At 61.2% G+C, this 23,310-nt stretch carries 21 protein-coding genes; 10 read left to right on the top strand and 11 right to left on the bottom strand.

The genetic code is table 11. The features are described 5' to 3' along the window. Positions 1–32: 32 nt before the first annotated feature. On the top strand, positions 33–2,168 hold the full coding sequence (locus tag AM571_RS13815) for a TonB-dependent hemoglobin/transferrin/lactoferrin family receptor (RefSeq protein ID WP_074061888.1): 2,136 nt from the start codon (positions 33–35) through the stop codon (positions 2,166–2,168). A 250-nt stretch (positions 2,169–2,418) separates the two neighbouring features. Next, entirely contained in the window at positions 2,419–4,608 is a 2,190-nt protein-coding gene (locus tag AM571_RS13810) for an anthranilate synthase (protein ID WP_074061887.1), read from the top strand. A gap of 45 nt (positions 4,609–4,653) precedes the next feature. Here AM571_RS13810 and AM571_RS13805 read toward each other — a convergent pair whose 3' ends face one another. Next, on the bottom strand, positions 4,654–5,334 hold the full coding sequence (locus AM571_RS13805; protein WP_074061886.1) for a GNAT family N-acetyltransferase: 681 nt from the start codon (positions 5,332–5,334) through the stop codon (positions 4,654–4,656). Next, a complete protein-coding gene (locus AM571_RS13800) occupies positions 5,331–5,813 on the bottom strand; it encodes a MarR family winged helix-turn-helix transcriptional regulator (protein WP_074061885.1) in 483 nt (160 codons plus the stop codon). Before AM571_RS13800 ends, AM571_RS13805 begins: the two co-directional genes overlap by 4 nt. Before the next feature lie 195 nt (positions 5,814–6,008). On the opposite strand from AM571_RS13800, the gene emfA reads away from it, so the two are divergent. Next, positions 6,009–6,923: a CDF family cation efflux transporter EmfA gene (gene emfA, locus AM571_RS13795; protein ID WP_074063246.1), complete on the top strand. Its 915-nt coding sequence runs from the start codon at positions 6,009–6,011 to the stop codon at positions 6,921–6,923. Further along, positions 6,923–7,387 (top strand): preQ(1) synthase, encoded by a 465-nt coding sequence (queF, locus tag AM571_RS13790; RefSeq protein WP_074061884.1) that lies wholly within the window; start codon positions 6,923–6,925, stop codon positions 7,385–7,387. The genes emfA and queF overlap by 1 nt, the downstream gene beginning before the upstream one ends. A gap of 16 nt (positions 7,388–7,403) precedes the next feature. Here the strand turns inward: queF and AM571_RS13785 are convergent, their stop codons facing one another. Then, a complete protein-coding gene (locus AM571_RS13785; RefSeq protein ID WP_074061883.1) occupies positions 7,404–8,168 on the bottom strand; it encodes a DUF2076 domain-containing protein in 765 nt (254 codons plus the stop codon). A 105-nt stretch (positions 8,169–8,273) separates the two neighbouring features. Next, a complete protein-coding gene (locus AM571_RS13780; protein ID WP_074061882.1) occupies positions 8,274–8,996 on the bottom strand; it encodes a hypothetical protein in 723 nt (240 codons plus the stop codon). 162 nt (positions 8,997–9,158) lie between these two features. Here AM571_RS13780 and AM571_RS13775 point away from each other — a divergent pair, with 162 nt between their 5' ends. The 4 genes from AM571_RS13775 to leuA all read left to right on the top strand — a co-directional run bounded on the left by AM571_RS13775 (position 9,159) and on the right by leuA (position 15,109). Next, positions 9,159–9,746: an ATP-dependent Clp protease proteolytic subunit gene (locus AM571_RS13775; RefSeq protein WP_074061881.1), complete on the top strand. Its 588-nt coding sequence runs from the start codon at positions 9,159–9,161 to the stop codon at positions 9,744–9,746. 501 nt (positions 9,747–10,247) lie between these two features. Further along, on the top strand, positions 10,248–11,627 hold the full coding sequence (ltrA, locus tag AM571_RS13770; protein WP_081377061.1) for a group II intron reverse transcriptase/maturase: 1,380 nt from the start codon (positions 10,248–10,250) through the stop codon (positions 11,625–11,627). Between the two features lie 260 nt (positions 11,628–11,887). Then, on the top strand, positions 11,888–13,072 hold the full coding sequence (locus tag AM571_RS13765; RefSeq protein WP_074061880.1) for a benzoate/H(+) symporter BenE family transporter: 1,185 nt from the start codon (positions 11,888–11,890) through the stop codon (positions 13,070–13,072). A 321-nt stretch (positions 13,073–13,393) separates the two neighbouring features. Continuing rightward, complete coding sequence (gene leuA / locus AM571_RS13760) at positions 13,394–15,109, top strand: 2-isopropylmalate synthase (protein ID WP_074061879.1); 1,716 nt, start codon at positions 13,394–13,396, stop codon at positions 15,107–15,109. A gap of 31 nt (positions 15,110–15,140) precedes the next feature. Here leuA and AM571_RS13755 read toward each other — a convergent pair whose 3' ends face one another. From AM571_RS13755 to AM571_RS13735, 5 genes are all read right to left on the bottom strand, one after another. Further along, on the bottom strand, positions 15,141–15,308 hold the full coding sequence (locus AM571_RS13755) for a hypothetical protein (RefSeq protein WP_196776282.1): 168 nt from the start codon (positions 15,306–15,308) through the stop codon (positions 15,141–15,143). 245 nt (positions 15,309–15,553) lie between these two features. Continuing rightward, entirely contained in the window at positions 15,554–16,399 is an 846-nt protein-coding gene (locus tag AM571_RS13750) for an anti-sigma factor family protein (RefSeq protein ID WP_074061878.1), read from the bottom strand. 3 nt (positions 16,400–16,402) lie between these two features. Next, a complete protein-coding gene (locus AM571_RS13745; RefSeq protein ID WP_074061877.1) occupies positions 16,403–16,909 on the bottom strand; it encodes an RNA polymerase sigma factor in 507 nt (168 codons plus the stop codon). A 168-nt stretch (positions 16,910–17,077) separates the two neighbouring features. Further along, complete coding sequence (locus tag AM571_RS13740; RefSeq protein ID WP_074061876.1) at positions 17,078–17,638, bottom strand: tetratricopeptide repeat protein; 561 nt, start codon at positions 17,636–17,638, stop codon at positions 17,078–17,080. A gap of 144 nt (positions 17,639–17,782) precedes the next feature. After that, entirely contained in the window at positions 17,783–18,691 is a 909-nt protein-coding gene (locus AM571_RS13735) for a metallophosphoesterase family protein (protein WP_074061875.1), read from the bottom strand. 71 nt (positions 18,692–18,762) lie between these two features. Here AM571_RS13735 and AM571_RS13730 point away from each other — a divergent pair, with 71 nt between their 5' ends. Continuing rightward, positions 18,763–19,242: an NUDIX domain-containing protein gene (locus tag AM571_RS13730; protein ID WP_074061874.1), complete on the top strand. Its 480-nt coding sequence runs from the start codon at positions 18,763–18,765 to the stop codon at positions 19,240–19,242. A gap of 3 nt (positions 19,243–19,245) precedes the next feature. Here the strand turns inward: AM571_RS13730 and AM571_RS13725 are convergent, their stop codons facing one another. Continuing rightward, positions 19,246–20,235 (bottom strand): glutathione S-transferase family protein, encoded by a 990-nt coding sequence (locus AM571_RS13725; protein WP_074061873.1) that lies wholly within the window; start codon positions 20,233–20,235, stop codon positions 19,246–19,248. 276 nt (positions 20,236–20,511) lie between these two features. On the opposite strand from AM571_RS13725, the gene AM571_RS13720 reads away from it, so the two are divergent. Continuing rightward, positions 20,512–21,012 carry a GNAT family N-acetyltransferase gene (locus AM571_RS13720; RefSeq protein WP_074061872.1) on the top strand — a complete coding sequence of 167 codons (501 nt, stop codon included), beginning with the start codon at positions 20,512–20,514 and terminating at the stop codon, positions 21,010–21,012. A gap of 228 nt (positions 21,013–21,240) precedes the next feature. Here AM571_RS13720 and AM571_RS13715 read toward each other — a convergent pair whose 3' ends face one another. Beyond that, complete coding sequence (locus tag AM571_RS13715; protein ID WP_074061871.1) at positions 21,241–23,310, bottom strand: hypothetical protein; 2,070 nt, start codon at positions 23,308–23,310, stop codon at positions 21,241–21,243.

Below are 23,310 nucleotides of genomic sequence, written 5' to 3'. Positions count from 1 at the left end.
GCCCGGTACTATTCATCATAGAGGGTTGGTTAATGATTGTCCGCAATTCGCGCGCCGTTCTGTTGGCTTGCACTGCATTGTTCGTCTTCGCTACAGGGTTTCCGGCATATTCGCAAAGCCAGGAAGAGGAGGCGGCGGCCCAGAAGACGGATCGCGTAACGCCGCTTAAAAAGATCGTCGTCGGCGCGGGGCAGCGCAAGATCGCCATCGATACGCCGCAGGCCGTAACCGTCCTCGATCAAAAGGATATCGATGACGTCCAGGCTGAAACGATCGGAGATATCTTCAAGGATGTGCCCGGCGTCTCCATTGCCGGCAGCGAGCGGGTTTTCGGCGAGGCATTCAACATTCGCGGCATCGGCTCCACCGAGGATTCCGCCGACGGGTCGCGCATCGTCGTGAATGTGGACGGAGCCCAGAAATTCTACGAACAATACCGGATGGGATCGTTCTTCTCGGACCCAGAACTCTACAAGTCCGTGGAGGTGCTGCGCGGGCCGGCCTCTTCCACGCTTTACGGCGCCGGTGCCCTCGGCGGCGTCATCAACTTCACCACCAAGGATGCCTCCGACTTTCTGCAGGAGGGTTATGACAATGCACTCAGGCTCAAGAGCAGCTACGAAACAAATGGCAACGGGTATCTCGGCTCGTCCATTTTCGCGCATCGCTTCAACGAAGGCGCCGAATTCCTCGGTATGCTGAATAAGCGTGGGTCCAGCGAATTCGAGTTGGGAGACGGCAGCGACTTGTCGGGCTCCAACTTCCAGTCGTGGTCAGGTCTTGCCAAAGGGACTTTCCATTTCGGCGATAGCGACGAGCAGACGCTGCGCTTGTCCTATCAGCATTGGGACAGCGATGCTAACGACCAGGACTATGCGCAGACCGGCACACAGGCCGCATTCGGTACTGTAGACCGCCATGTCATCGATGATACCGCGGTGCTGAGCTACGAAAATCCCGCCAGCGACAATCCGTGGCTCGATCTCAAGGCCAGTCTTTCATACTCTGATACTTCGGTTGACCAGAGCGATGGGACGCTCGGCGGTTTCTCGAACATCATCGATGCCGATTACGGTTACCGGACATGGCAGGCAAACCTCCAGAATACGACCGAGTTCTCCGGCGACAGCTGGGTAAACTATCTGACTTACGGCACCCAACTCAGCCATCAGGACCGCACCGCGGATTCGCCGCTTGAGACCAGCCCGACGCCAGGTGCGATCGCCACACATCCCGAGGGCACCGACAACAAGGTCGGACTCTTCGTGCAGAACGAATTCGTCTATGACGAGCGGCTGACCATCATCGGCGGCGTTCGCGGCGACTTCGTCTGGAGAGAACCCGGCGATTCCACGGCAGCTTTCAGCAATGCCGTCGACGTCAACGATCAGGCTTTCTCGCCCAAGCTTGCCGTGCATTACAAGCTCACCGACGAATTTGGCGTCTTTGGATCGATTGCCCACACCGAACGTCTGCCGACACTGGATGAGCTCTATACCTGGAGCAAGGGAACAAGCCTGGACCTCAAGAAGGAAAAGTCCAACAACTACGAAATCGGTTTTACGGCAACACGGGATGACATAATCCAGGCGGGCGACAACATCAGTTTCAAGACAACCGCTTTCTACAACGACCTGGAGAACCTCATCGCTACTACGGGCACGGGCGCGTCCTCCTATTTCTACAATGTCGGCAAGGCCCGCATCTATGGTGTCGAAGTCGAAGGGGCCTACGATTCGGACTACGCTTTCGCCAAGCTTGCTTATACCGGCACGCAGGGCCAGGACCGCAGCGATGGCCTGAACTACAACAAGCCGCTGCCGACCGTGCCGGCTCACAAGATTGCCTTGACCCTGGGCGGTCGGCTTCCCGAGCGCGACATCGAATACGGCACCCGCCTAACGCATGCCTTCGAGGCGCAGAACAGCGTCCGCGGTACGGCTGCATCCTCCGGTTCCACACCGAACCATCTCGTCGTGCCGGCCCCTGATTGGACGACCGTGGATATCTTCGCCTCCTGGAGGCCGCAGAGCGGTGAGATGCAGGGATGGCAGGTCCAGGCCAGCGTCAACAATCTGTTCGATCAATACTATCGGGAAAATACGTCCAACGACTATGCCAAGGGGCGAACGTTCAAGATCACTTTGAGCAAACAGCTCGATTGGTAGTTCGATTGGCGGGTCGCTTCAGCTGGCGCCAGCCGGCCCCGCTTAAAACCGCTCTTGCGCTTGCCCAAATCTCACGCTAACAATCCTCCCATGAAGACGTCGTTGAACATTGCTGTTTGGTGGTGGGCTCGCTGAGGCGGCCTCGACCAATCGTATTCAAAGACGACGAGTGAGCCGCCCGAGACTTCGAGGCGGCTTTTTTTGTTTTTTACGGCCGCCTGTCGTCCGGGCCCCAAAGCGGAGTGGAACAATGGTAACGATCCTTCGGGACGATGGTGCGGAAATCTACGAGACGAGGGGCGGCGTTACCGTTACCCGGCAGCGCAGGGCCATCCCCTATGCCGATGCCGTGGTCTCCTATGTCGACAAGCTTGATGAGCGTCGCGGCGCCGTCTTTTCATCCAACTACGAATACCCGGGTCGTTATACACGATGGGACACGGCCGTCGTCGATCCGCCGCTCGCAATCTCCTCTTTCGGGCGCGACGTGTGGATCGAAGCCTATAACGAGCGCGGCGAAATACTGCTCTGCTTCGTGACGGAGCGGCTGAAGACCGTTGCCGAGCTGGAGCTTGGTGCTGCCACGGCGCGTCGCCTCGATCTCAAGGTGAAGATGCCCGATCGCGTTTTCACCGAAGAAGAACGCTCCAAGATGCCGACCGTCTTCACCGTTCTGCGCGCCGTCACCGACCTCTTCTATTCGCAGGCCGACGCCAGCCTCGGCCTTTATGGCGCCTTCGGCTACGATCTCGCCTTCCAGTTCGATGCGATCAACCTGAAGCTCACGCGCCCTTCCGACCAGCGTGACATGGTTCTCTACCTGCCGGACGAAATCCTTGTCGTCGACAATTATTCGGCCAAGGCCTGGATCGACCGCTATGATTTCGCCAAGGATGGCCTGACGACCGAGGGTAAGAAGGGCGAGGTCGCGTCCGAGCCCTTCAAGCAGACGGACGCCATTCCGCCGAAGAGTGATCATCGGCCGGGCGAATATGCCGAACTTGTCGTCAAGGCGAAGGAAAGCTTCCGCAAGGGCGATCTCTTCGAGGTCGTGCCGGGGCAGAAATTCATGGAGCGCTGCGACAGCAAGCCTTCGGATATTTCCAAGCGGTTGAAGGCGATCAATCCGTCCCCGTATTCCTTCTTCATCAACCTCGGAAACCAGGAATATCTGGTCGGTGCCTCGCCGGAAATGTTCGTGCGCGTTTCAGGCCGCCGCATAGAGACCTGCCCGATCTCCGGCACGATCAAGCGCGGCGACGATCCCATCGCCGACAGCGAACAGATACTGAAGCTGCTCAACTCCAAGAAGGACGAATCGGAGCTGACGATGTGCTCGGACGTCGATCGCAACGACAAGAGCCGTGTCTGCGAGCCCGGTTCGGTCAAGGTCATCGGCCGCCGGCAGATCGAGATGTATTCGCGCCTCATCCACACCGTCGATCATATCGAGGGACGGCTGCGTGATGACATGGATGCCTTCGACGGCTTCCTGTCGCATGCCTGGGCCGTCACCGTCACCGGTGCGCCGAAGCTCTGGGCGATGCGTTTCATCGAAAGCCATGAGAAGAGCCCGCGGGCCTGGTATGGTGGGGCGATCGGCATGGTCGGCTTCAACGGTGACATGAACACCGGGCTGACGCTGCGCACTGTGCGCATCAAGGACGGCATCGCTGAAGTCAGGGCAGGGGCGACCCTTCTCAACGATTCCGACCCGCACGAAGAAGAAGCCGAAACCGAACTGAAGGCCTCCGCTATGCTTTCTGCCATCCGCGATGCCAAGGCCGGCAACGCCGGCAAGATCCAGCGCGACGTTGCCGCCGTCGGCAAGGGCGTCAACATCCTGTTGATCGACCATGAAGACAGCTTCGTCCACACGCTGGCCAACTACTTCCGCCAGACCGGGGCCACGGTTTCGACCGTGCGCACGCCGGTGCCGGAAGAGATTTTCGACCGACTGGACCCGGACCTCGTCGTCTTGTCGCCGGGACCGGGCAATCCGAAGGATTTCGATTGCAAGGCGACGATCAAGAGGGCGCGCGCCCGCAACCTGCCGATCTTCGGCGTCTGCCTTGGCCTGCAGGCGCTTGCCGAAGCCTATGGCGGCGATTTGCGCCATCTGGCGCTGCCGATGCACGGCAAGCCGTCGCGCATCCGGGTCCTGGAGCCGGGTATCGTCTTTTCGGGACTCGCCCGAGAGGTGACGGTCGGTCGCTATCATTCGATCTTCGCCGATCCCTCGACCCTGCCGCGCGAATTCATCATCACGGCTGAAAGCGAGGATGGCACGATCATGGGCATCGAGCATGCCAAGGAGCCGATCGCCGCCGTCCAGTTCCACCCGGAGTCAATCATGACGCTCGGCGGCGACGCCGGCATGCGGATGATCGAGAACGTGGTGGCGCATCTGGCGCGCAGGGCGAAGACGAAGGCGGCTTGAGCGGACGCTTACACTTCGGCCGCTTCGCTTCCGTGGAGCGGCCGTTTAGGCCCGGCGTTTGACAACGCGCAGGTTCATTTCGGACCGCAGCCTGAAGCCGAGAGACCTGTAGAGGCCGATTGCCGGCGTATTGTTCGCATAGGCATGCAGATACGCCGTTTCGCCCCGCGCGGCGATCTCGCCGGCGACAAAACGAAAGAGTAACGTTCCAAGGCCGCGCCGCTGGAATTGGGGATGCGTGCAAAGCCCGCTAAGTTCGGCAAAGCCGGTCTGCCGTAGTCGCTGGCCGGCCATGGCGATGAGCCTGTCCCCAGCCCTGATCCCCCAGAAGGTGCCGAGGCTCTGGGCCCGTCGCGTGAACGGACCGGGCTTGGTCAGGGTCGCAAGCGCCAGCATCTCCTCGGCGTCGGCTTCGCTCAGCGGCTGTATACGTGAATCGGTGACCCTTTCATGCGGCCGTTCGGCGATCATCTGGACGGCAAGAGCCTCGGAAACCGCAGCCAACCCTCGTGGAATGGCGATCGGACCTGCTTCGACAAGCAGCATCGTCTCGTCGCCCTGCGGGAGGTTTTCCAATGCCTCGAGACTTTCCGGCCTGTCGTCCGCCGAGGCTGCGAAAGGAACGATGGACGGCGGGTATCGCCGGGCTCGCTCGTTGCCTTCGGCCAGGCTCGCATGCGCGGTTTCGAGCGCGCTCCAGATCGGACGGTCGAGAATATGGCTCATGTCGTTTCCTCCTTGGCGGCGCGGCCGGCGAGGGCACCTTCGGCAAGACCATCTTGGATCGCGGCGAACTGCGCGAGGATCGGTCCGTTCAGGTTGTCGAAAAGATCGGCGACTGCCGCCGAGATGCGCGCCCGCACCGATTGTTTCGAGTAGTCGACGAGTTCCTTTTCCTTCCTCGTCAGCGAGATCGATTTACGCTGGTCGTAGGGTGCTGCCTGCATGTCGACCAATCCCAATTCCAACTGGCTTACTGTCCGTGTGGCACCCGGCTGAGTGATGCCGGCCGCCTGCGCAAGCTTTCCGATCGCCAAAGGGCCGGCGCCATCGAGTGCTGCGACAAAGGGGTATTGGCCAGCCTGTATCGTGAGGCCGTATTCTTCGATGGTCTCTTGGGCATCGGCCTGCAGAGGCTGTCCGATGCGGCGGAAACGGCTGCCCATGCATGAAAAACCGAGGGTTCTCACGACGTCGTCAACCACAGGAACCTCCGCAGTCAATCAGCAGTTCATACAATCAATCGTTAGCGCAGGCCGTCTCATTTGACAAAATATCGATAATCCCCGATATCACCCGCATTGGCCGCCTGGGCGATTTTCGCGCGGGCGGTTTTGCGTTTGAATGGGCCAAATGCTGCAATTCATTCGCATCCGCACTGGGATGGCAGGGTGATCGATATGGACGGACAAGGCAGTTTGGCGGTTCAGCGGCTGGCGTTTTGGAGCATTCCGCTGTCGCTCGGTGTCATGGGACTGAAGATGGTAGCGTGGTGGGTCACCGGCTCGGTCGCGCTGCTTTCGGACGGTCTTGAGTCGACCGTCAATGTCGCCGCCGCCTTCATTGCCTATTTCGTGATTCGCTATGCACAGAAGCCGGCCGATCACGACCATCCGTTCGGGCACCACAAGGCTGAGTATCTCTCGGCGGTGACCGAAGGCGTGCTCATCGTGGTCGCCGCGCTTTTGATCGTCAACGAGGCGATTGGCCATCTGGCGGCGCCGCGAATGCTTGACGCGCCCGCGCTCGGCCTCGCGATCAATTTCGCAGCAGGCGTCATCAACGCCGTCTGGGCGCAGCTGCTGATCCGGACTGGCCGGAAATACCGCTCGGCGGCGCTCGCCGCCGACGGCCAGCATATCATGTCGGACGTCGTGACGTCCGTCGGCGTACTGATCGGCCTGTTTCTGGCGATCGCGACCGGCTATCCGATTTTCGACCCGGTGCTTGCGATCCTGGTCGCTGTCAACATCCTCTATCAGGGCTGGAAGGTGATCTCACATTCGATCGGTGGACTGATGGACCAGGCGGTGGAACCGGAGGAAGAGGAGGCGATCAAGCAGGCCATCGCCACACATGCGGCCGGCTCGATCGGCGTTCACGATCTGAAGACCCGCCGGGCGGGGTCCGTCACCTTCGTTGATTTTCATCTTGTGGTTCCGGCCGCAATGCCGGTAAGGCAGGCGCACGATATCTGCGACTGCCTTGAAGATGCCATCCGGGCGGTGCATCCGGGTGCCAGCATTGCCATTCACGTCGAGCCCGAGGGCGAAAGGGCCCATGGAATCCGTGTCAAAGTCGTAAAGGACGTCTAATGCCGAAAACCGATGTTTCCAGCCTTTCGATGCTGGGAAAAGAGACCGAAACAGCCAAGTCGCCGGAAGAGGCGGTGCTGGAGAAGGTGCCGTCGAACCATGCAGGCACCGACTACGTGGTGCGCTTCACTGCGCCGGAATTCACCTCGCTCTGCCCGATGACCGGCCAGCCGGATTTCGCCCATATCGTTATCGATTATATTCCAAACGAATGGCTGGTGGAGTCCAAGTCGCTGAAGCTCTTCCTGCATTCCTTTCGCAACCACGGCGCCTTCCATGAGGATTGCTCGATCTATATCGCCAAGCGGATCGTCGAACTGCTCGATCCGAAGTGGCTGAGGATCGGCGCCTATTGGTATCCCCGCGGCGGCATTCCGATCGACGTCTTCTGGCAGACAGGCAAGCCGCCCGAAGGCGTGTGGCTGCCCGACCAAGGTGTCGCGACCTATCGCGGCCGCGGCTGACGCCTGGGGCGACCGATCAGACGTCGAAACTGTCGTCGCCGGACTGATCGCTAGCGACGTCGTCATCATTGTTGTCGTCGCTGCTGTAGTCGGCCTGCCGGATGTCATTGTTATCGTTGTCTTCGCTACCCTTTGAGTTCTGATCGCCGTAGTTGTTGATGACGGTCTCCTCGGTAGGGGCGCCGGCATTGCCGAACGGGTTGCTGCCGGAAAATGGCGAGCCCCAGCCGAGCGACGACATATGATTTCCGAAGATGCCGCTCAGCGAATTGGCAAGCAGCATGCCGCCTGCCACGCCGGCGGCCGTGCCGAGCGCGCCGCGAAGGAAGCTGCCACCGGCAGAAGACGCGCCGGGTTGGGGGTCCCACGGTCCGCTGGGCTGCTGGCGCATCGGGCGGACGGGTTCGTCGTAGCCGCGATCTTGATGGATGGTCTGGCGCGGCGCATTGCCCCAGGGATCCAAGCTCTGTGCCGGCTGCTGCGCCTGGCCGGTGCCGAAGATAGAGCTCAAAAAACCGCCGCCCTGTTCGGCCTGGTGATGCTGGCTTTCGCCGGCCTCGAGCTGGCGGATACGCTCTTCCAGTTCCTTGATGTGGTTGGCGGCCGCTTCAAGACCCTTCTCCTGAACGATGACGGCCTGCGCCAGATAATAGGTCGTATAGGGCTGCTCGCGCACGCCCTGATCGATGAAGGACTCCGCCTCGCGGTCGCGCGGTGTCGCGGCGGCGGTGCGGATCCTGTCGAAGAGGCCGGCCAGCAACTGGCGTTCTTCCGGTGACATAGCTGTCTCCCTTCTGGTCTTTGTGCGGACATCGCCGCCTGAGGATGAGGTAGGAACGGATTTTGGCTTTTCAAAGCCGCGGCGCGTTACAATTCCGTAAGGCGCTCAGGACCGGACCCAGACGCGCAACGGGCCGAGCGACGTAAAGCCGAGTTCCAGCGCACCGGTCAGATCTTCGCCGTGCTCGTAGCCGACGATCGGCATGCCGGGAAAAATCTCGCCCGCCTTCTGCACCAGCCCGGCGCGGATGGCGCAGTCGCTCCTTTTGATTGCAAAGACATTCGAGTGGCCGACCACGCCCGACTGGCGGTTGAGAATGCCGCCGCCGCAGAGCGCTCCGTTCTCGAAGGCGCCAAGAAAGGCGATATCCTCATTGCGCAGCAGCAGGTTAGCGAAGATCGGCATTGTTCTGGGCGGGTCACCGCCACCCCAGGCTCTTTGCCAAAACTCGAGTTCAACTGCCGTTGTGATCCGCTTCCATATCAGGGACTGATCGTTGGGCGCATGCATGTCAGCGGCCTCGATGCCGATCCATTCGCCCCCGAACAAGATCTGGAAACCGAAAGGAGCAAGGTCGAGCGCGGCGTAGCTGTCCTTGACGCCCCAGCCGCCTTTTCGCGAGCGGATCAGCACAGCTATCGCTTCCTCCTGCTCGCGCGCGGTATCGGCGCCCGTCAGCGTTATGACGTCCGGATAAAAGGCAGGCGTGCCCTGGCGGTGAAGCCACAGGGTTGCGGAGAATTCGCCGGGCACGCCATGCGCCTCGCAGACGCCATTGCACCAGAGCGCGTTGTTGCGGACGGCCGCGCGCAGCATTTCCGATGTCATTTTCTCCTCCGCTTTCGAGCTCTCCGGCAAATTGCGAGCATGTCGCCGGCTTGTCCTAAGAATATCTTCGCTCGTTCAGTGCCTTGTCTTTTTCCCGCATTGTTTTACCCATTGAGTCGCACTATGTGCGAGGAACCCGATTTGGAAGTAAGAGAGGTTCGAATGAACGACGAAGAACAAGACGACGACAAGACGAAGGAGCTGCCGCTCAGCAAGGAAACGGAGGCGAATCTTTTCAAGTCGCGTTCGATCTTCATCTACGGGCCGATCAACCAGGAAATCGCCCAGAAGGTCTGCTCGCAGCTCGTGGCGCTTGCTGCAGCCAGTGACGAGGACATTCGTATTTATGTCAGTTCACCCGGTGGTCACGTCGAATCCGGCGATTCGATCCATGACATGGTCAAGTTCATTAAGCCCAAGGTCTGGATGATCGGCACCGGCTGGGTCGCCTCCGCCGGCGCGCTCATTTACGTCGCAGCACCGAAGGAACGGCGTCTTTGCCTGCCGAACACCCGCTTCCTGCTGCATCAGCCGTCCGGCGGCACGCGCGGCATGGCATCCGACATCGAAATCCAGGCACGCGAGATCATCAAGATGAACGAGCGTCTGAACAAGATCATGGCCGCCGCCACTGGCCAGCCGATCGAAAAGATCGCTGCCGACACTGATCGCGACTACTGGCTTTCGGCCGAAGAAGCCAAGGTTTACGGCTTGGTTTCGCGAATCGTAACGTCGCAGAGCGAGATTTGATTTCACCTTGGCCCATCGCTGGGAGAAGGCGGGCTGAAGGTTCGGATGAAGGGGCAGCGCGGTAGCGTTGCCCCTTTTTTCTGTGTGCCGAGCATGATCGACAGCTTGGAGGTGTAAGTCCTTTACCCAGCCTGATGGCGGCGAAGGGTTAGCGAAGCGCAAGGGCGTCGTCGTGAGGCGGGGTCTGAAGGAAGCGTTGAGCAAACCCGCGACCCGATGGACAAGAACCGGATACGAGGCCTACCCGGCCGGACGAGCGGGCAGATGACCGCGAAGTCCATGGTCATCAAGGACCGGGGTGGTAAATCCGGCCGGTGTGCGGGGAAGGCGGTCGATCTTACCTCGGGAGATCTGCGCCGTGTCCGGAAATCCGGACTGAGTCCGCCGTGAGGCGCGCTGATCGCGGTGCAGAGGTCAGCACAGGGCATAGTAGGGAGGTGTCTGCCAAACGAAGGCCCGAACGGTTGGAAGGACGAGTAGGACGGAGTTCTCGCATTGGCCATGCGGCAGAAAAATCAGCTTGAGCTGGCCTTGCCTGTGGAGGGAGCGGGTGAATCCCGCAATCGCCTTGGGGCAGGGACCGAAGCCTGTGCGGCGAACGCCGCCCCCGAAAGTCCGGCGGCAATGGCCGGACCGTGCATGGAAGCGATTGTCGATCGCGACAATCTGAGGAAGGCGCTGGCGCAGGTCCGGCGCAACAAGGGAGCGCCGGGGGTCGACGGTATGAGTGTCGATGCCTTGGCGCTGCATCTGAAAGACCACTGGCCCGAACTTCGCGCCCAACTGCTCGAAGGCGCCTACAAACCACAGCCGGTGCGACGTGTCGACATCCCGAAGGCGTCCGGCGGCACCCGTCCGCTCGGCATCCCCACGGTGCTCGACCGCTTCATCCAGCAGGCGGTGATGCAGGTGCTGCAGACTGCATGGGACGGCGGATTCAGCGCGTCGAGCTACGGGTTCAGGCCCGCACGCTCGGCTCATCAGGCGGTTGCCGCGGCGCAAGCGTTCATCGCGTCGGGTCATCGCATTGTAGTGGACATCGACCTGGAGAAGTTCTTCGACCGGGTCAACCACGACATCCTGATGGGGCTGGTGGCCAAGCGGGTGTCCGATCCGCGTATCCTTCGCCTGATCCGTGACTTTCTGACCGCGGGTGTGCTCGAAGGCGGGCTGATCGGTCCAATCGACGAAGGAACGCCGCAGGGTGGCCCGCTCTCGCCGCTGCTGTCCAACCTGATGCTGGACGAACTCGACAAGGAACTGGAGCGACGCAACCATCGCTTCGTGCGCTACGCCGACGACTGCAACATCTATGTGCGCAGTGCGCGGGCAGGCGAACGGGTGATGGCAAGTATCGAACGCTTCCTCGACAGGCGTCTGAAGCTGAAGGTCAACACGCAGAAGAGCGCAGTCGCCCCGCCGCACCGGCGCAAATTCCTCGGCTTCAGCTTTACGAACGAGAAGATGCCAAGGCGTCGGATCGCACCGCAGGCTGTGGTCCGGTTCAAGGAGCGCGTGCGTGTGCTGACGATGCGGACGCGGGGCGCGAGCCTCGCGCAGATAGCCAAGGAGCTGTCGCTCTATCTGAAAGGGTGGCGCGGTTACTTCGGCTTTTGCGAAACCCCGTCGGTGTTGCACAGCCTCGACCAGTGGATCAGGCGAAGGCTGCGATCCATCGTATGGAAACAGTGGAAGCGCGGGCACACCCGCTTTGCGGAATTGCGGCGCCGTGGTGTCAGTCACGATCTGGCGGCACAAACCGCCGGCAGTGCACGCGGCCCATGGCGCATCAGCAACAGCCCCGCGCTCGCCATTGCCCTGCCGAACGCTTTCCTCGCAAGCATAGGCCTCGCTTCCGTTGTGCCCGCCAAGGCCGCATAACCAGCCGAACCGCCCTGTACGGACCCGTACGCAGGGTGGTGTGGGAGGGGCGGAACCGCAAGGCTCCCCCCTATCCCGATTGGTAGCAGCTGGTGTTTGCGACAAGTTCAAAGATCGTCGGCTAGGGCGGCCGCGCTCACGTGCCCTGACGAGCATCTTCTCTTCTAGGGCAAATGAGGGAACCGTAAGGCGGACACCTGGACTTGCGCGACCCCATTCGATGGGGCTCCATGCGGTCGTTCAGTCATCCGAGACTCACCATGCTCAAAGACTTTTCCATCCAGGCGCTGTTCATGGGCGTCCTCACAGCCTTTGTCGGCTTTGCCAGTTCCTTTGCCGTCGTGCTGCAAGGATTGCAGGCAATGGGCGCAACGGATGGGCAGGCAGCCTCGGGTCTTATGGCGCTGTCGATCTCGATGGGCATCTGCGGTATCGTGCTGAGCGCAATAACACGGCTTCCGATCAGCATCGCCTGGTCGACGCCGGGTGCAGCACTTCTTGCCAGTACCGGAGCGATCGAGGGTGGGTACAATGGCGCAGTAGGTGCCTTTGTGATGTGCGCGGCGCTGATCATCGTCGCCGGCCTCTTCAAGCCGCTTGGCCGCGCAGTCGCCGCGATTCCGGCGCCGCTTGCCAATGCCATGCTTGCCGGCGTGCTGCTCGGCCTCTGCTTCGCGCCGGTGAAGGCAATCGCCTTCGATCCGCTTCTCGGGCTGCCCATCGTTCTCGCCTGGATCGTCGTCGGCGCCTTCAGGCGTCTCTGGGCGGTCCCTGCCGCCCTCGGCGTCTTCGCGCTGGTTTTGACATTCGGCGTCGATATTGCGGACGGAGCGCTGGCCTCTATCGGGCGGTCGCTGGTGCCGACAATCGAGATCGTCCGTCCGGCGATCAATCTTGAGGGCCTCGTTTCGGTCGCGCTTCCGCTCTTCATCGTCACCATGGCATCGCAGAACATTCCGGGAATCGCGGTGCTGAAGGTCAATCTTTATGATCCAAAGCCGGGGCCGCTCTTTGCCGTCACCGGCTTCTTCTCAGTTCTTTCCGCGCCTTTCGGCGGTCATGCCGTCAATCTGGCGGCGATCACGGCGGCGATGTGTGCGGGCCAGGACGCGCATCCAGATCCGAAGCGCCGCTATTGGGCCGCGTTGATCTCTGGCGCCGGCTATGTGGTGTTCGGCCTGCTTGCCGGTGTCGTGACAGCCTTTGTGGCGCTGGCGCCGCCGATCCTGATCCAGGCGGTCGCAGGGCTGGCCCTCGTGGGCGCCTTCTCCGGATCGGCGATGGCCGCCTTCCAGGCGCCAGAATCGCGCGAGGCTGCGGCGATCACCTTTCTGGTGACGGCATCGGGCGTTTCCTTGGCCGGTATTTCCGGAGCGTTCTGGGGACTGGCCGCCGGCGGGCTGATGCTTGCTCTATCGCGTATCGTTCAGGTGGCAAGAAAATAGGGGGGTTGCCGTTTTTTTGTTCGGCAGCTATAAGCGCGGGCATGAAGACCACTGGCGCAAAGATTTCCGACTCGATTGTCCGCGGCCGCGTTGCCCTGCGTGACAATACGCGCGCCCTGACGTCGCTTCTTCTCCTCGGCCTTACACGCGGTTGCCGGGTCCTTTGAGGAGCGCCCGGCGGCCGAAAGCCGCTGGCCCATCGCTCCTCGCGACGAATTCCCTGAATTCCAACATAGACCAACAAGGTCCGCATTTGCTGTCGCCAAGCCCGTTATGTTGGGCTAAGACGCGGGGTAAATTGCCGGGACGAGGAAGAAGACAATGGACGCGAAGACGCAAAATCCCGCAAAAGGCATGCAATCCGCAGGCGTGAAATACCGCCCGTACCCGCAGGTGAACCTTCCCGACCGCACCTGGCCCACGAAGACGATCAGCAAGGCGCCAGTCTGGTGCTCTGTCGATCTTCGCGACGGTAATCAGGCGCTGGTGGACCCGATGGGCCACGACCGCAAGGCTCGCATGTTCCACCTGCTGCTCGACATGGGCTTCAAGGAAATCGAGATCGGCTTTCCATCCGCCTCGCAAACGGACTTCGATTTTGCGCGCTGGTGCATCGAGGAAGGAAATGTGGCGGCCGACGTTTCGCTGCAGGTCCTGGTTCAGTGCCGCCCTGAGCTGATTACCCGTACCTTCGAGGCGCTGCAGGGTGCCAACAGGCCGATCGTGCATTTCTACAATTCGACGAGTGAGCTGCAGCGTCGCGTGGTTTTTGCCAAGGACGTGACGGGCATCAAGCAGATCGCCGTCGATGCGGCGAAGATGATAACCGACATGGCGGCGAGAGCCGGCGGTGGCTACCGCTTCGAATATTCGCCCGAAAGCTTCACAGGTACCGAGCTCGAAGTGGCCCTGGAAATTTGCAATGCCGTCATCGACGTGATGAAGCCGACGTCCGACAACAAGCTGATCATCAACCTGCCGTCCACCGTCGAGATGGCGACGCCGAACATCTATGCCGACCAGATCGAATGGATGTGCCGCAATCTCGACAATCGCGAGAACCTGATCGTCTCGCTGCATCCGCATAACGACCGCGGCACCGGCATTGCGGCAGCCGAACTCGGTCTGCTGGCCGGCGCCGACCGCGTCGAGGGCACGCTCTTCGGCAACGGCGAGCGCACGGGCAATGTCGATGTGGTGACGATGGCGCTCAACATGTTCACGCAGGGCGTCGATCCGCAGATCGACTGCTCCGATATCGAGCGCATCAAGAGCGTCTTCGAATATTCGAACCAGATGACGATCGGCGAGCGCCACCCTTATGTCGGCGAACTGGTCTATACGGCCTTTTCAGGCTCGCATCAGGATGCGATCAACAAGGGTATGAAGGCGATCAAGGTTGCCAACCATCCGCTGTGGGAAGTGCCCTATCTGCCGATCGACCCGCAGGATGTCGGCCGCTCGTACGAGGCGATCATCCGCATCAACTCGCAGTCCGGAAAGGGCGGTATCGCCTATATCCTGCAGCAGGACTATGGGCTCAATCTGCCGCGCAATCTCCAGGTCGAGTTCCGCGAGGACATCCAGCGCATCACCGACGAGGAAGGAAAGGAACTGCCGTCGCGCCGCATCTATGACCGCTTCATCGAGCGCTATGTGACGCAGCCCGAGGGCCGCATCAAGTTCGTCGATCATCACACCTTCGCCGATCCAGAACGCAAGGGAGTGCGTGTCGTGGCCGCGGAGATTACCGACAATGGCAAGACGAAGCGCATCGAAGGCCGCGGCAACGGCCCGATCGACGGCTTCATCAACGCGCTCTCGCACTATCTCGGCATCGAGATGTCGGTCGAAGACTACTCCGAGCACTCCCTGCAGCACGGCTCGAATGCGGCCGCCATTTCCTACGTCGAGACCGCTTATCCCGGCGGCAAGCTCTTCGGTGCCGGCATCAGCACCAATATCGTCGGCGCCTCGCTCGAAGCGATCGTCTCGGCGGCCAACCGCGTGCTGGATGTGAGAGCCGGGAAGAACTGATCGAATTGCGCAGCCGGCTTCGCGTTTCGTCTCAGGCGGCGAAAGATGCCTTGCGCGGGTGGACCATGTAGTCGGCAATGTCAGCGATTGCATTGTGCGCCTCGACGTGGCGCTGGACCCATTGGCAGAGCGCCAGCAGCACCGGTGGCCAAGCCCAAGCTCCGTTGGCGGCAGGCGAGGGAGTGGATCGCGCTGTCATCGGTGCATGGGTTGCCGTTCGGCTTTTCGCGCCCGGGGCGGTGTGAAGGCTATGCGCAGTGGTGCAAGGCCTGACGGCGCTACATATGGTGCGGCTTCTCCGCTCGGTAAAACCATTATTGTCCACGCAGCGGCCGGGGGCGTTGGCTCGCTGCTGGTGCATCTGGCCAAGCGCGAGGGCGCATGCCCATCGCGCCATCGAAAGCCGATGGCGTCAGCGGCAAGGTCGTGCTGGTGCCGTAAGGCTCAGATCGCGGTTGCGACTTCCATGGCGATCTGGCTGAGCGAGGCTTCGGCGGAAGGGCCGGCCAGAACGTAGGAGGTGCCGGCATTGTGCCAGGTGATCAGGCCGATTTCGTCCCTGATCGTTTCCTTGAAGTCTTCGGACTCGGGTGGCTGGGCATCCTTGCGAAAGCAGATGGAGATGAGATCGCCGTCCGTGCTCGTATAGACAAGTTGGCCGACCGGTTTTCCGTCGCCAAGAAGCACGCGGGCGCCCTGGAAGGCCCAGCCGTCGGCCGACAAATCGGGCACACGGAATGCAACGCCGACCGTGGACGTCAACCAGTTGGATATCTCCTCGGCCTGGGTAGAGGGTACTTCGACGATATGCCGCGGCTGGCGGATCATCAGGCGCTGGTAGGCGGTGATGTCGTTAAGCCAGTTGTTGCTGCCGGCATTGTCGTCCACGATCTGTGCCGTGCCATTGACAGTGGGAGCGCCAGGGCTCGTGCCGGCGAGATAGCCGATGCCGCAGCCGACGACAAAAAGGATGATCGCTGCGGCCAGCGCCTGCGTGCCGCTCGGCGCGAGCTTCATCGACGGGCGGGTGGTTCGTGGCGCGATCGGCGCCTTGGGTGGCTGGACGCTCTTGATCGAGCGTACGAGCGCCAGCGGAACCGGCTCCTTAAGGATATCGTCCAGACGGTGGCGGCCGAAATCTGTGCCGTGCCGCAGCTTGTCGTAAAGCCGGCGCGCACCTTCGTCGGTAGCGAGGCGCTGCTCCAGCTCATGCTTCTGTTCCGGCGTCGCTTCGCCGTCGAGGAGGGCAGTCAGCTGGGCGTCAAGCGATAGTTTCTTGAAATCGGACAAAGTTCAGTACCTGTGAGGATGATCGTCGGCGAGGCTTGCAAAGTGCAGCCGCGCCGCGGCAAGCTGCGCGGGCACGCTACTGGCCGATATGCCCATGATGTCGGCGGCCTGCTGATAGCTATGTCCTTCGACGGCGACGAGCAGGAAGAGGCTCGAAATGCCTTCGGGCATCTGGGCGAGCATGCGATGTATGGCATCGGTATCGGCAGCGGTTGCGCGGTCGCGCACCGCATCGCGGATATCCGTGACGTTGCTCTTGGAAGCCGGCCGCACCTTGCGTCTGCGGCCATCGTCGCTCCACTGTTGGCGGGCGAGCGCGTAAATCCAGCTTTCGAGCCGGCCTTCGCTGCTCCACTTTTGGCTCTTTGCCACCGCACGTTGACAGACCGCCTGCACCAGATCGTCGGCAGCGGCCGCATCGCCTGCAAGCGTCATCGCGAAGCGCCGCAGCCGAGGGAGCAGGCCCACCAGGTCGCGTCGGATATCGATGGTCGTTACAGGCTGACGCATAGTCTCATTTCATGAAAGTGTTGGGCGAAGCACCCGATGTGGGTCGAGCTTTTTTATATCGTGGAAGTGACCTTTATGAAACAATTTTGCACTGCCGCGCAAGAAGAAGACGGCGCGGTCGAAGAATTCCCAAAGGTTTCTCTCTCAGTGGCCGGAGCTGACCCCGCTTCAATAGGTCCGGTAGCCGTTCAGGCTCTGCAATAGCGCCTTGTAGGCCCAGGTGTTTTCGCCGCCGCGGTCGCGGATTTCGACAAGCTGGACACGCGCGCCCTGGATGTCACCTTCTTCGGCCAGCGCCTGGCCCATATATGATCGCGCGAGGATATAATTCTCGTCGGCCTGCAGCGCCTTGCGGTAATAGGACATTCCGAGTTCCATCCGGCCGGCCTTGCGGTTTGCATAGCCGAGATAGTTCAAGATGCGAGGATCGTTCTTGTTACTGGCGAGATCCAAGACGACAATGGCATTTTCGTATTGGCCGGCATAGGCAAATTCGCGCGCTGCCTCGTAGAGGTCATCGTCGTTGAAGCTGCTCTTCTTCGGCGCGACGCATTCCTTGCGCTTCTTGTCCCAAACCTTGCCATCGGTGCATTTGGTCGTGGTTTCGGTCTTCGGAGGCGGGCTTGTCTCGTCGCTTTCGTCACCGACGGCGAAGGCCGGGGTCCAAAACCCGGCCGCAAGGCCAAAGGCGAGGGTGAGACGGCAGATGCGGTTTGCTGCGGCGCGCATGGCTTGCTCCCTGAACGGTAGGTTTGGGGCGGGATTGTACAGTGGGATTTGGAAATACCAAGGGACTGAGCATTGCCTGGCGGAAAATCGCAGCAGCTTCACAAAATGATTCAGGTGGCGGCGAAAAAGATTCCGCTTTTCCGTCTAAAGCTTGAAAATATCTATGCTTTCGGGCGAAACGCCATCGCCCATGTCGTTCAAGCTGAAACGTTCGCCCCTCAGTTCCCAGGCGCCGGGCGAACCGTCGATGCTGAAGAGATTATAGGCCGCACGGGGTTTTAGGCCGCCTGGTCCCTGCGAGGCGGAAGCAATGCCGACCACGGGCACGGGACCGGTCTGGCCGCGCAGCCAGTGGAGGGTGTTGAGATGCGTGTGGCCGTGGAGCACGAGTTCTGCTCCTCCGGTCGAGACGACGGCGCCAAAGCGGCGGATGCCGATCATCCGCTTGTAGAACGCGGTCGCGCCGCGGATCGGCGGGTGGTGGATCATGACGACGCGAAAAAGCCCGGCTTCACCGGCTGCACGCAGCATGTTGACCGTCTCGCGGGCCTGCCGCTGGCTGAAGAAGCCGCTGGCGGCAAATGGTGGCGTGGCGACGGCCGTCGAGCAGCCGACGAGCGCGACTTTGCCGCGGATGCGGAGATAGGGAAAGATGTGCTTGTCTTCCTGCCATTCGGCTGGGGCGAGGTCGCCGCGCACATACTCATACCAGGCGCGCATGGATTTCTCGTAGGCGCCGGGTACATAGGCGTCGTGATTTCCAGGAACCACGGAGGTTTCGTTCGGTTCGCCGAGCGCGCGAAGCCAGGCGGCGGCGGAGCGGATCTCGATGCCGCTTGCGAGGTTCACCAAGTCCCCGGTCACGGCCAGGTGATCGGCATGGCGCGCACGGATATCCTCCAGGAGCAGATCCAGCGTGCCGCCGAAAAGATGCTTGCGCCTGTGGCGGTGCCAGTTCACAAAGCCGGTAATGCGCTTCGAGAAAAGCTCGCGGAATGAAAGATTGGGAAGTGGTCCGAGGTGGATGTCGGAGATATGCGCGAGCTTGAACATTCTACGACACATAGACCAGGATATTTACAAATCAAACACATCCGATTGAACGAAATAGTGAAAACAGAACCATGACGCCCAAGGAAATCAGGCCCTGGCAGTCCAAGCTGCTGATGCGGATCGTGCATGGCTATTTCGCTCTCGCGCGTGGCATGACCATGGGTGTTCGGGCGGCCTGTTTCGATTCGTCCGGACGGATTTTTCTCGTCCGCCACAGCTATATCCCCGGCTGGCATATGCCTGGCGGCGGGCTGGAGCGCAACGAGACGGCAGAGGAAGCGCTGATCAAGGAACTGCGCGAGGAGGGCAACCTGACGATCATCGGCAGACCGCAGCTCTTCCATGTCTATTTCAACGCATCGGCGAGCCGGCGCGATCATGTGGTCTTCTACCGCGCCGAGGTCGAGCAGACGGCGCCGCGCAAGCCGGATCGTGAAATCGTCGAATGCGGCTTCTTCGCGCTCGACGACCTGCCGGACGGCACGACTGAAGCGACGAGGCGCAGGCTGAGGGAGCTGAGCGGCGAAGAGCCCGCCGCTCACTTCTGGTAGGATTCATGCGGCGGCGGCAAGCTTGGCGCGGCCATGCGGGCGGTCGAAGTCGAGAGCCGGGCCGACCGGGATCACGCCCGTCGGATTGATCGTCTTATGGCTGCGGTAGTAGTGCACCTTGATGTGGCGAAGGTTCACCGTCTCCTTGACGCCCGGCGTCTGGTAAAGGTCGCGCAGGTAGCCCGATAGATTCTTGTAGTCTTCGATACGGCGGATGTTGCACTTGAAGTGGCCGACATAGACCGCATCAAAGCGCGCCAGCGTCGTGAACAGCCGCCAGTCGGCTTCCGTCGGCCGGTCGCCGAAGAGATAGCGGCTTTTGCCAAGACGCTCGTCCAGCACGTCCAGCGTTTCGAAGATCTTCCCGACATTCTCTTCATAGGCTTCCTGCGTCGTTGCAAAGCCGGCCTTGTAGACGCCGTTGTTGACGGTGTCGTAGACGATCGCGTTCAGCGCATCGATATCGGCGTGGAGATGGGCAGGATAAAAATCCGTCTTCGAATCGGTCAGGCCGTCGAAGGCGCTGTTGAACATGCGGATGATTTCGGCCGATTCGTTGTTGACGATCGTGCCGGTCTTCTTGTCCCAGAGCACGGGAACGGTGACGCGGCCGGAATAGTGCGGATCGGCCTTCACATAGATCTCGAAGAGGGTCCTTGCACCGTAAAGGTGATCGCCGGTCGCGCCGTCGCCGGTCTTGAATTCCCAGCCGTTCTCGGCCATCACGGGGTCGACGACGGATACCGAGATGATGTCGTCGAGCTTCTTCAGCTTGCGGAAAATCAGCGTGCGGTGCGCCCAGGGGCAGGCGAGCGAAACATAGAGATGATAGCGGTCAGCCTCGGCCTTGAAGCCGCTTTTGCCCGTCGGTCCAGCCTCTCCAGTGGCCGTGATCCAGTTTCGGAACTGAGAGGCCGCGCGTTTGAAATGGCCCTTCGTTTCCTTCGTATCGTACCAGACATCCTGCCAGACGCCGTCAACCAACATGCCCATTGTTCGCTTCCTCAAATTCGCCGTTGATAGAGACATATTGCACGCGGCCGACCTTTGCAGGAGTGCAAAGACTGAACAGTGCGTCGCAAATGTTTGTCCGGTGGCGTCACTTTGGGTTGGACGCGGGAAATTTTTCCTGCTATCGGCCTTTTCACATTTTTCTCAGGAACCCGACTTGATTTACGCATCCAGAAATCTGCGACGACGCTGATGCTCCCGAACGCCTAGGCGCGTGCTCGAAAATCATCACTTCCGCTATCCGGTTTCTGTCTCATCATGCACAAGCACGATCTGGTCTACCTCACTGAGGATGCGTCTCACGACGCGGCTATCGAACACATCAACGAAGAAGCATTCGGCCCTGGCCGCCACGCGCGGGCCGCCGCCCGCATCCGCGAGCAGGGGCCGCACGATCTATCGCTCTCCTTCATCTGTACCGATGACGGCGAAACGATCGCCTCGGTCAGAATGACGCCGGTCATGGCAGGCGATGTCAAAGGGCACCTGCTCGGACCGCTCGCCGTGCGGCCATCGCACAAAAATATGGGTATCGGCCGCGAACTCGTGCGGATCGCAGTCGAGGCGGCAAGGCGCAAGGGCTCCGAGGCCGTCATCCTTGTTGGCGATCCGCCGTATTATTGCCCGCTCGGCTTCGAGAAGGTCGCATACAACGCGCTCGCCTTTCCAGGGCCAGTCGATCCCGCACGCGTTCTGGTCGTTCCGATAGCCGAAGATACGCATCTGCGTCTCAAGGGTTTAATCGGCTGGCGTGCATAGCCCATATGTTCTACCGCTGATTTTTCCTGAACCTTGCTTTGCGCGGGGGGCGGCGCTTAGCTCTTCGTGCTTTCACCCGACGACGTGCTGATCGGCACATCGCTTCTGATCATGAGCTTCGCGTTGCTCGGCAATTGGAGCGCGCTTTACGCCCATACGCCCGAGCTCTAGCGACGGCATTCGCGATTTATGCGGAAAGGCGGCGGGTCTCGCTTACCTGAGCGAGGCTCATCTTCCTTCACGCCACCACATGGCGCCGAAAGCGAGCAGCAGCACGCCGACACCGGCAAAACCGGCAAAGAGCGGCAGGGTATTGATCCCTTTCAGCACGGTCTCGTTCGTCAACTTGATCTGCATGCGGTCATTGTCGGCGACGCGAACCTGGCCGCGAACCGGCAGGATCGGCGGAACTTCAATCGCTCCATTCGTATCGGAAACGCGGGTGACAAGGCCGCGTGTCTTGCCGGAAATCGGTTTCAGCACATCCGTCGTCGAAATCATCGCCTTGAATTCGGGCGCATCGACGGCGCCGACATGAACGAGCGTCGTCAGGTTGCTGTTGCGGATTTCGAAGAGGCCGATCTCGTCCATCTTCTTCTCGGCCTTGAAGAGGCCGGGTTCGGACTCGTTCAACGGCAGATTTTCCGTCTTGCCTGATGGATACCGGACTGTGGCCTGGCCCGGATTGGCGCCGATCGTCTGGCGGGTTACCTCCAGCGTGCGGCCGGAGGCGCGCGCCGTCAGCGCTTCTTCCTCCAGCGCCGGCTCCTTCATCAGCCAATGCGCTATGCGGCGGTAGAGCGAGACGTGCGGACCGCCGCCCTCGAAGCCGCGGGCCCAGAGCCAGCCCTGGTCGGAGAGCAGCATGGCGACGCGCCCCTGGCCGGCACGGTTCAAGAGCAGCAACGGATGATTGTCTGCGCCAACCATGACCGTCTGGCCATGCGGAGACGCGACGTCGACGCTGCGGAACCAGCGGCCCCAATGCGGCGGCTCGTCAGCGGAGCCGTCGAGGCCGCGGGTGACGGGATGCTTGCGGCCATCCTCGGAAAGGCGGGGATAGAAGGCCTTGTCGATCATCTGGCCAGTCGGCTCGGCAGGGAGAACGGCCGAAAGCGGCGTTAGTGCGATCGAATCCTGGCCGGCGTGCTCCGGCCCGGCGGCGATCAGCAGCGCACCGCCGTTTTCGACATATTGTGCAATGTAGTCATAGTAGAGAATCGGCAGCACGCCGCGGTGCTGGTAGCGGTCGAAGATGATCAGGTCGAAGTCTTTGATCTTGTCGACGAACAGCTCGCGCGTCGGGAAGGCGATCAGCGAAAGCTCGTTGATCGGCGTGCCGTCCTGCTTTTCAGGCGGCCGCAGAATGGTGAAATGGACGAGATCGACCGAGGCGTCAGACTTCAGAAGATTGCGCCAGGCGCGCTCGCCGGCATGCGGTTCGCCGGAAACCAAAAGCACGCGGAGGTTTTCGCGGATACCATCGATGACATGAACGGCGCGGTTGTTTGCCTCCGTCACTTCGCCAGGCAGCCCGGCTACCGAGAATTCCAGCACGTTGCTGCCGCCGCGCGGAACCTTGAAGGAAAACGGCGTATCCTGCCCAGGTGTCGCCTGGAGCGCGGCGATCACGTCGCCGTTCAGCTTCACAGTGACATCGGCTGTGCTGCCAGGGCTCGGACCGTCGTCGAAGACGCGCAGGACCAGTTGCTGCTCTTCATTGACGATGCCGAAGCGCGGCGCCTTGATCACCTCGATGCGGCGGTCAAATTCGTTGGCCTTGCCGGTGATCAGGCCGTGCACCGGCGCCTCAAAGCCGAGGGCCTGATTGACGCCCGGCGCATCATGTACTTCGCCATCCGTCAACATGATCGCGCCGCCGATGCGTGCCGGAGGCACGTCGGCAACGGCCGCCGAAAGTGCGGAAAACAGGCGCGTGGACGGCGTGTCGGAATTTTCCGGCTCGTTCGCATCCACATAGCGCGGTTCAATGTTCGGGAAACGCGAGAGGCGATCCTTCAACTGCGCCAGCGCCTCGTCGGTCATCTTGATACGATCCGGCGTCTGCTGGCTCTGGCTCCGATCGACGATGACGGGAACGACCGTCGAAAGCTGCTCGCGATCTTCCTGCATGAGCAGCGGATTTGCCAGCGCTGCCAGCAATGCAAGGGCGGCGAGCGTGCGGATCCAGGCGCCGCGGATGCCGCGCCAGATGGCGAAGACCGCGACGAACGCGACGACGGCTGCGAGCGCTGCAAGAACCGACCAGGGAATAAAGGGCGAGAAATCAACCGTCAT

It is taken from the genome of Rhizobium etli 8C-3, assembly GCF_001908375.1.
Classification (GTDB): Bacteria; Pseudomonadota; Alphaproteobacteria; order Rhizobiales; family Rhizobiaceae; genus Rhizobium; species Rhizobium etli_B.
The sequence above is the reverse complement of the archived record's forward strand: the minus strand, read 5'-3'. Positions and strand labels throughout refer to the sequence as shown.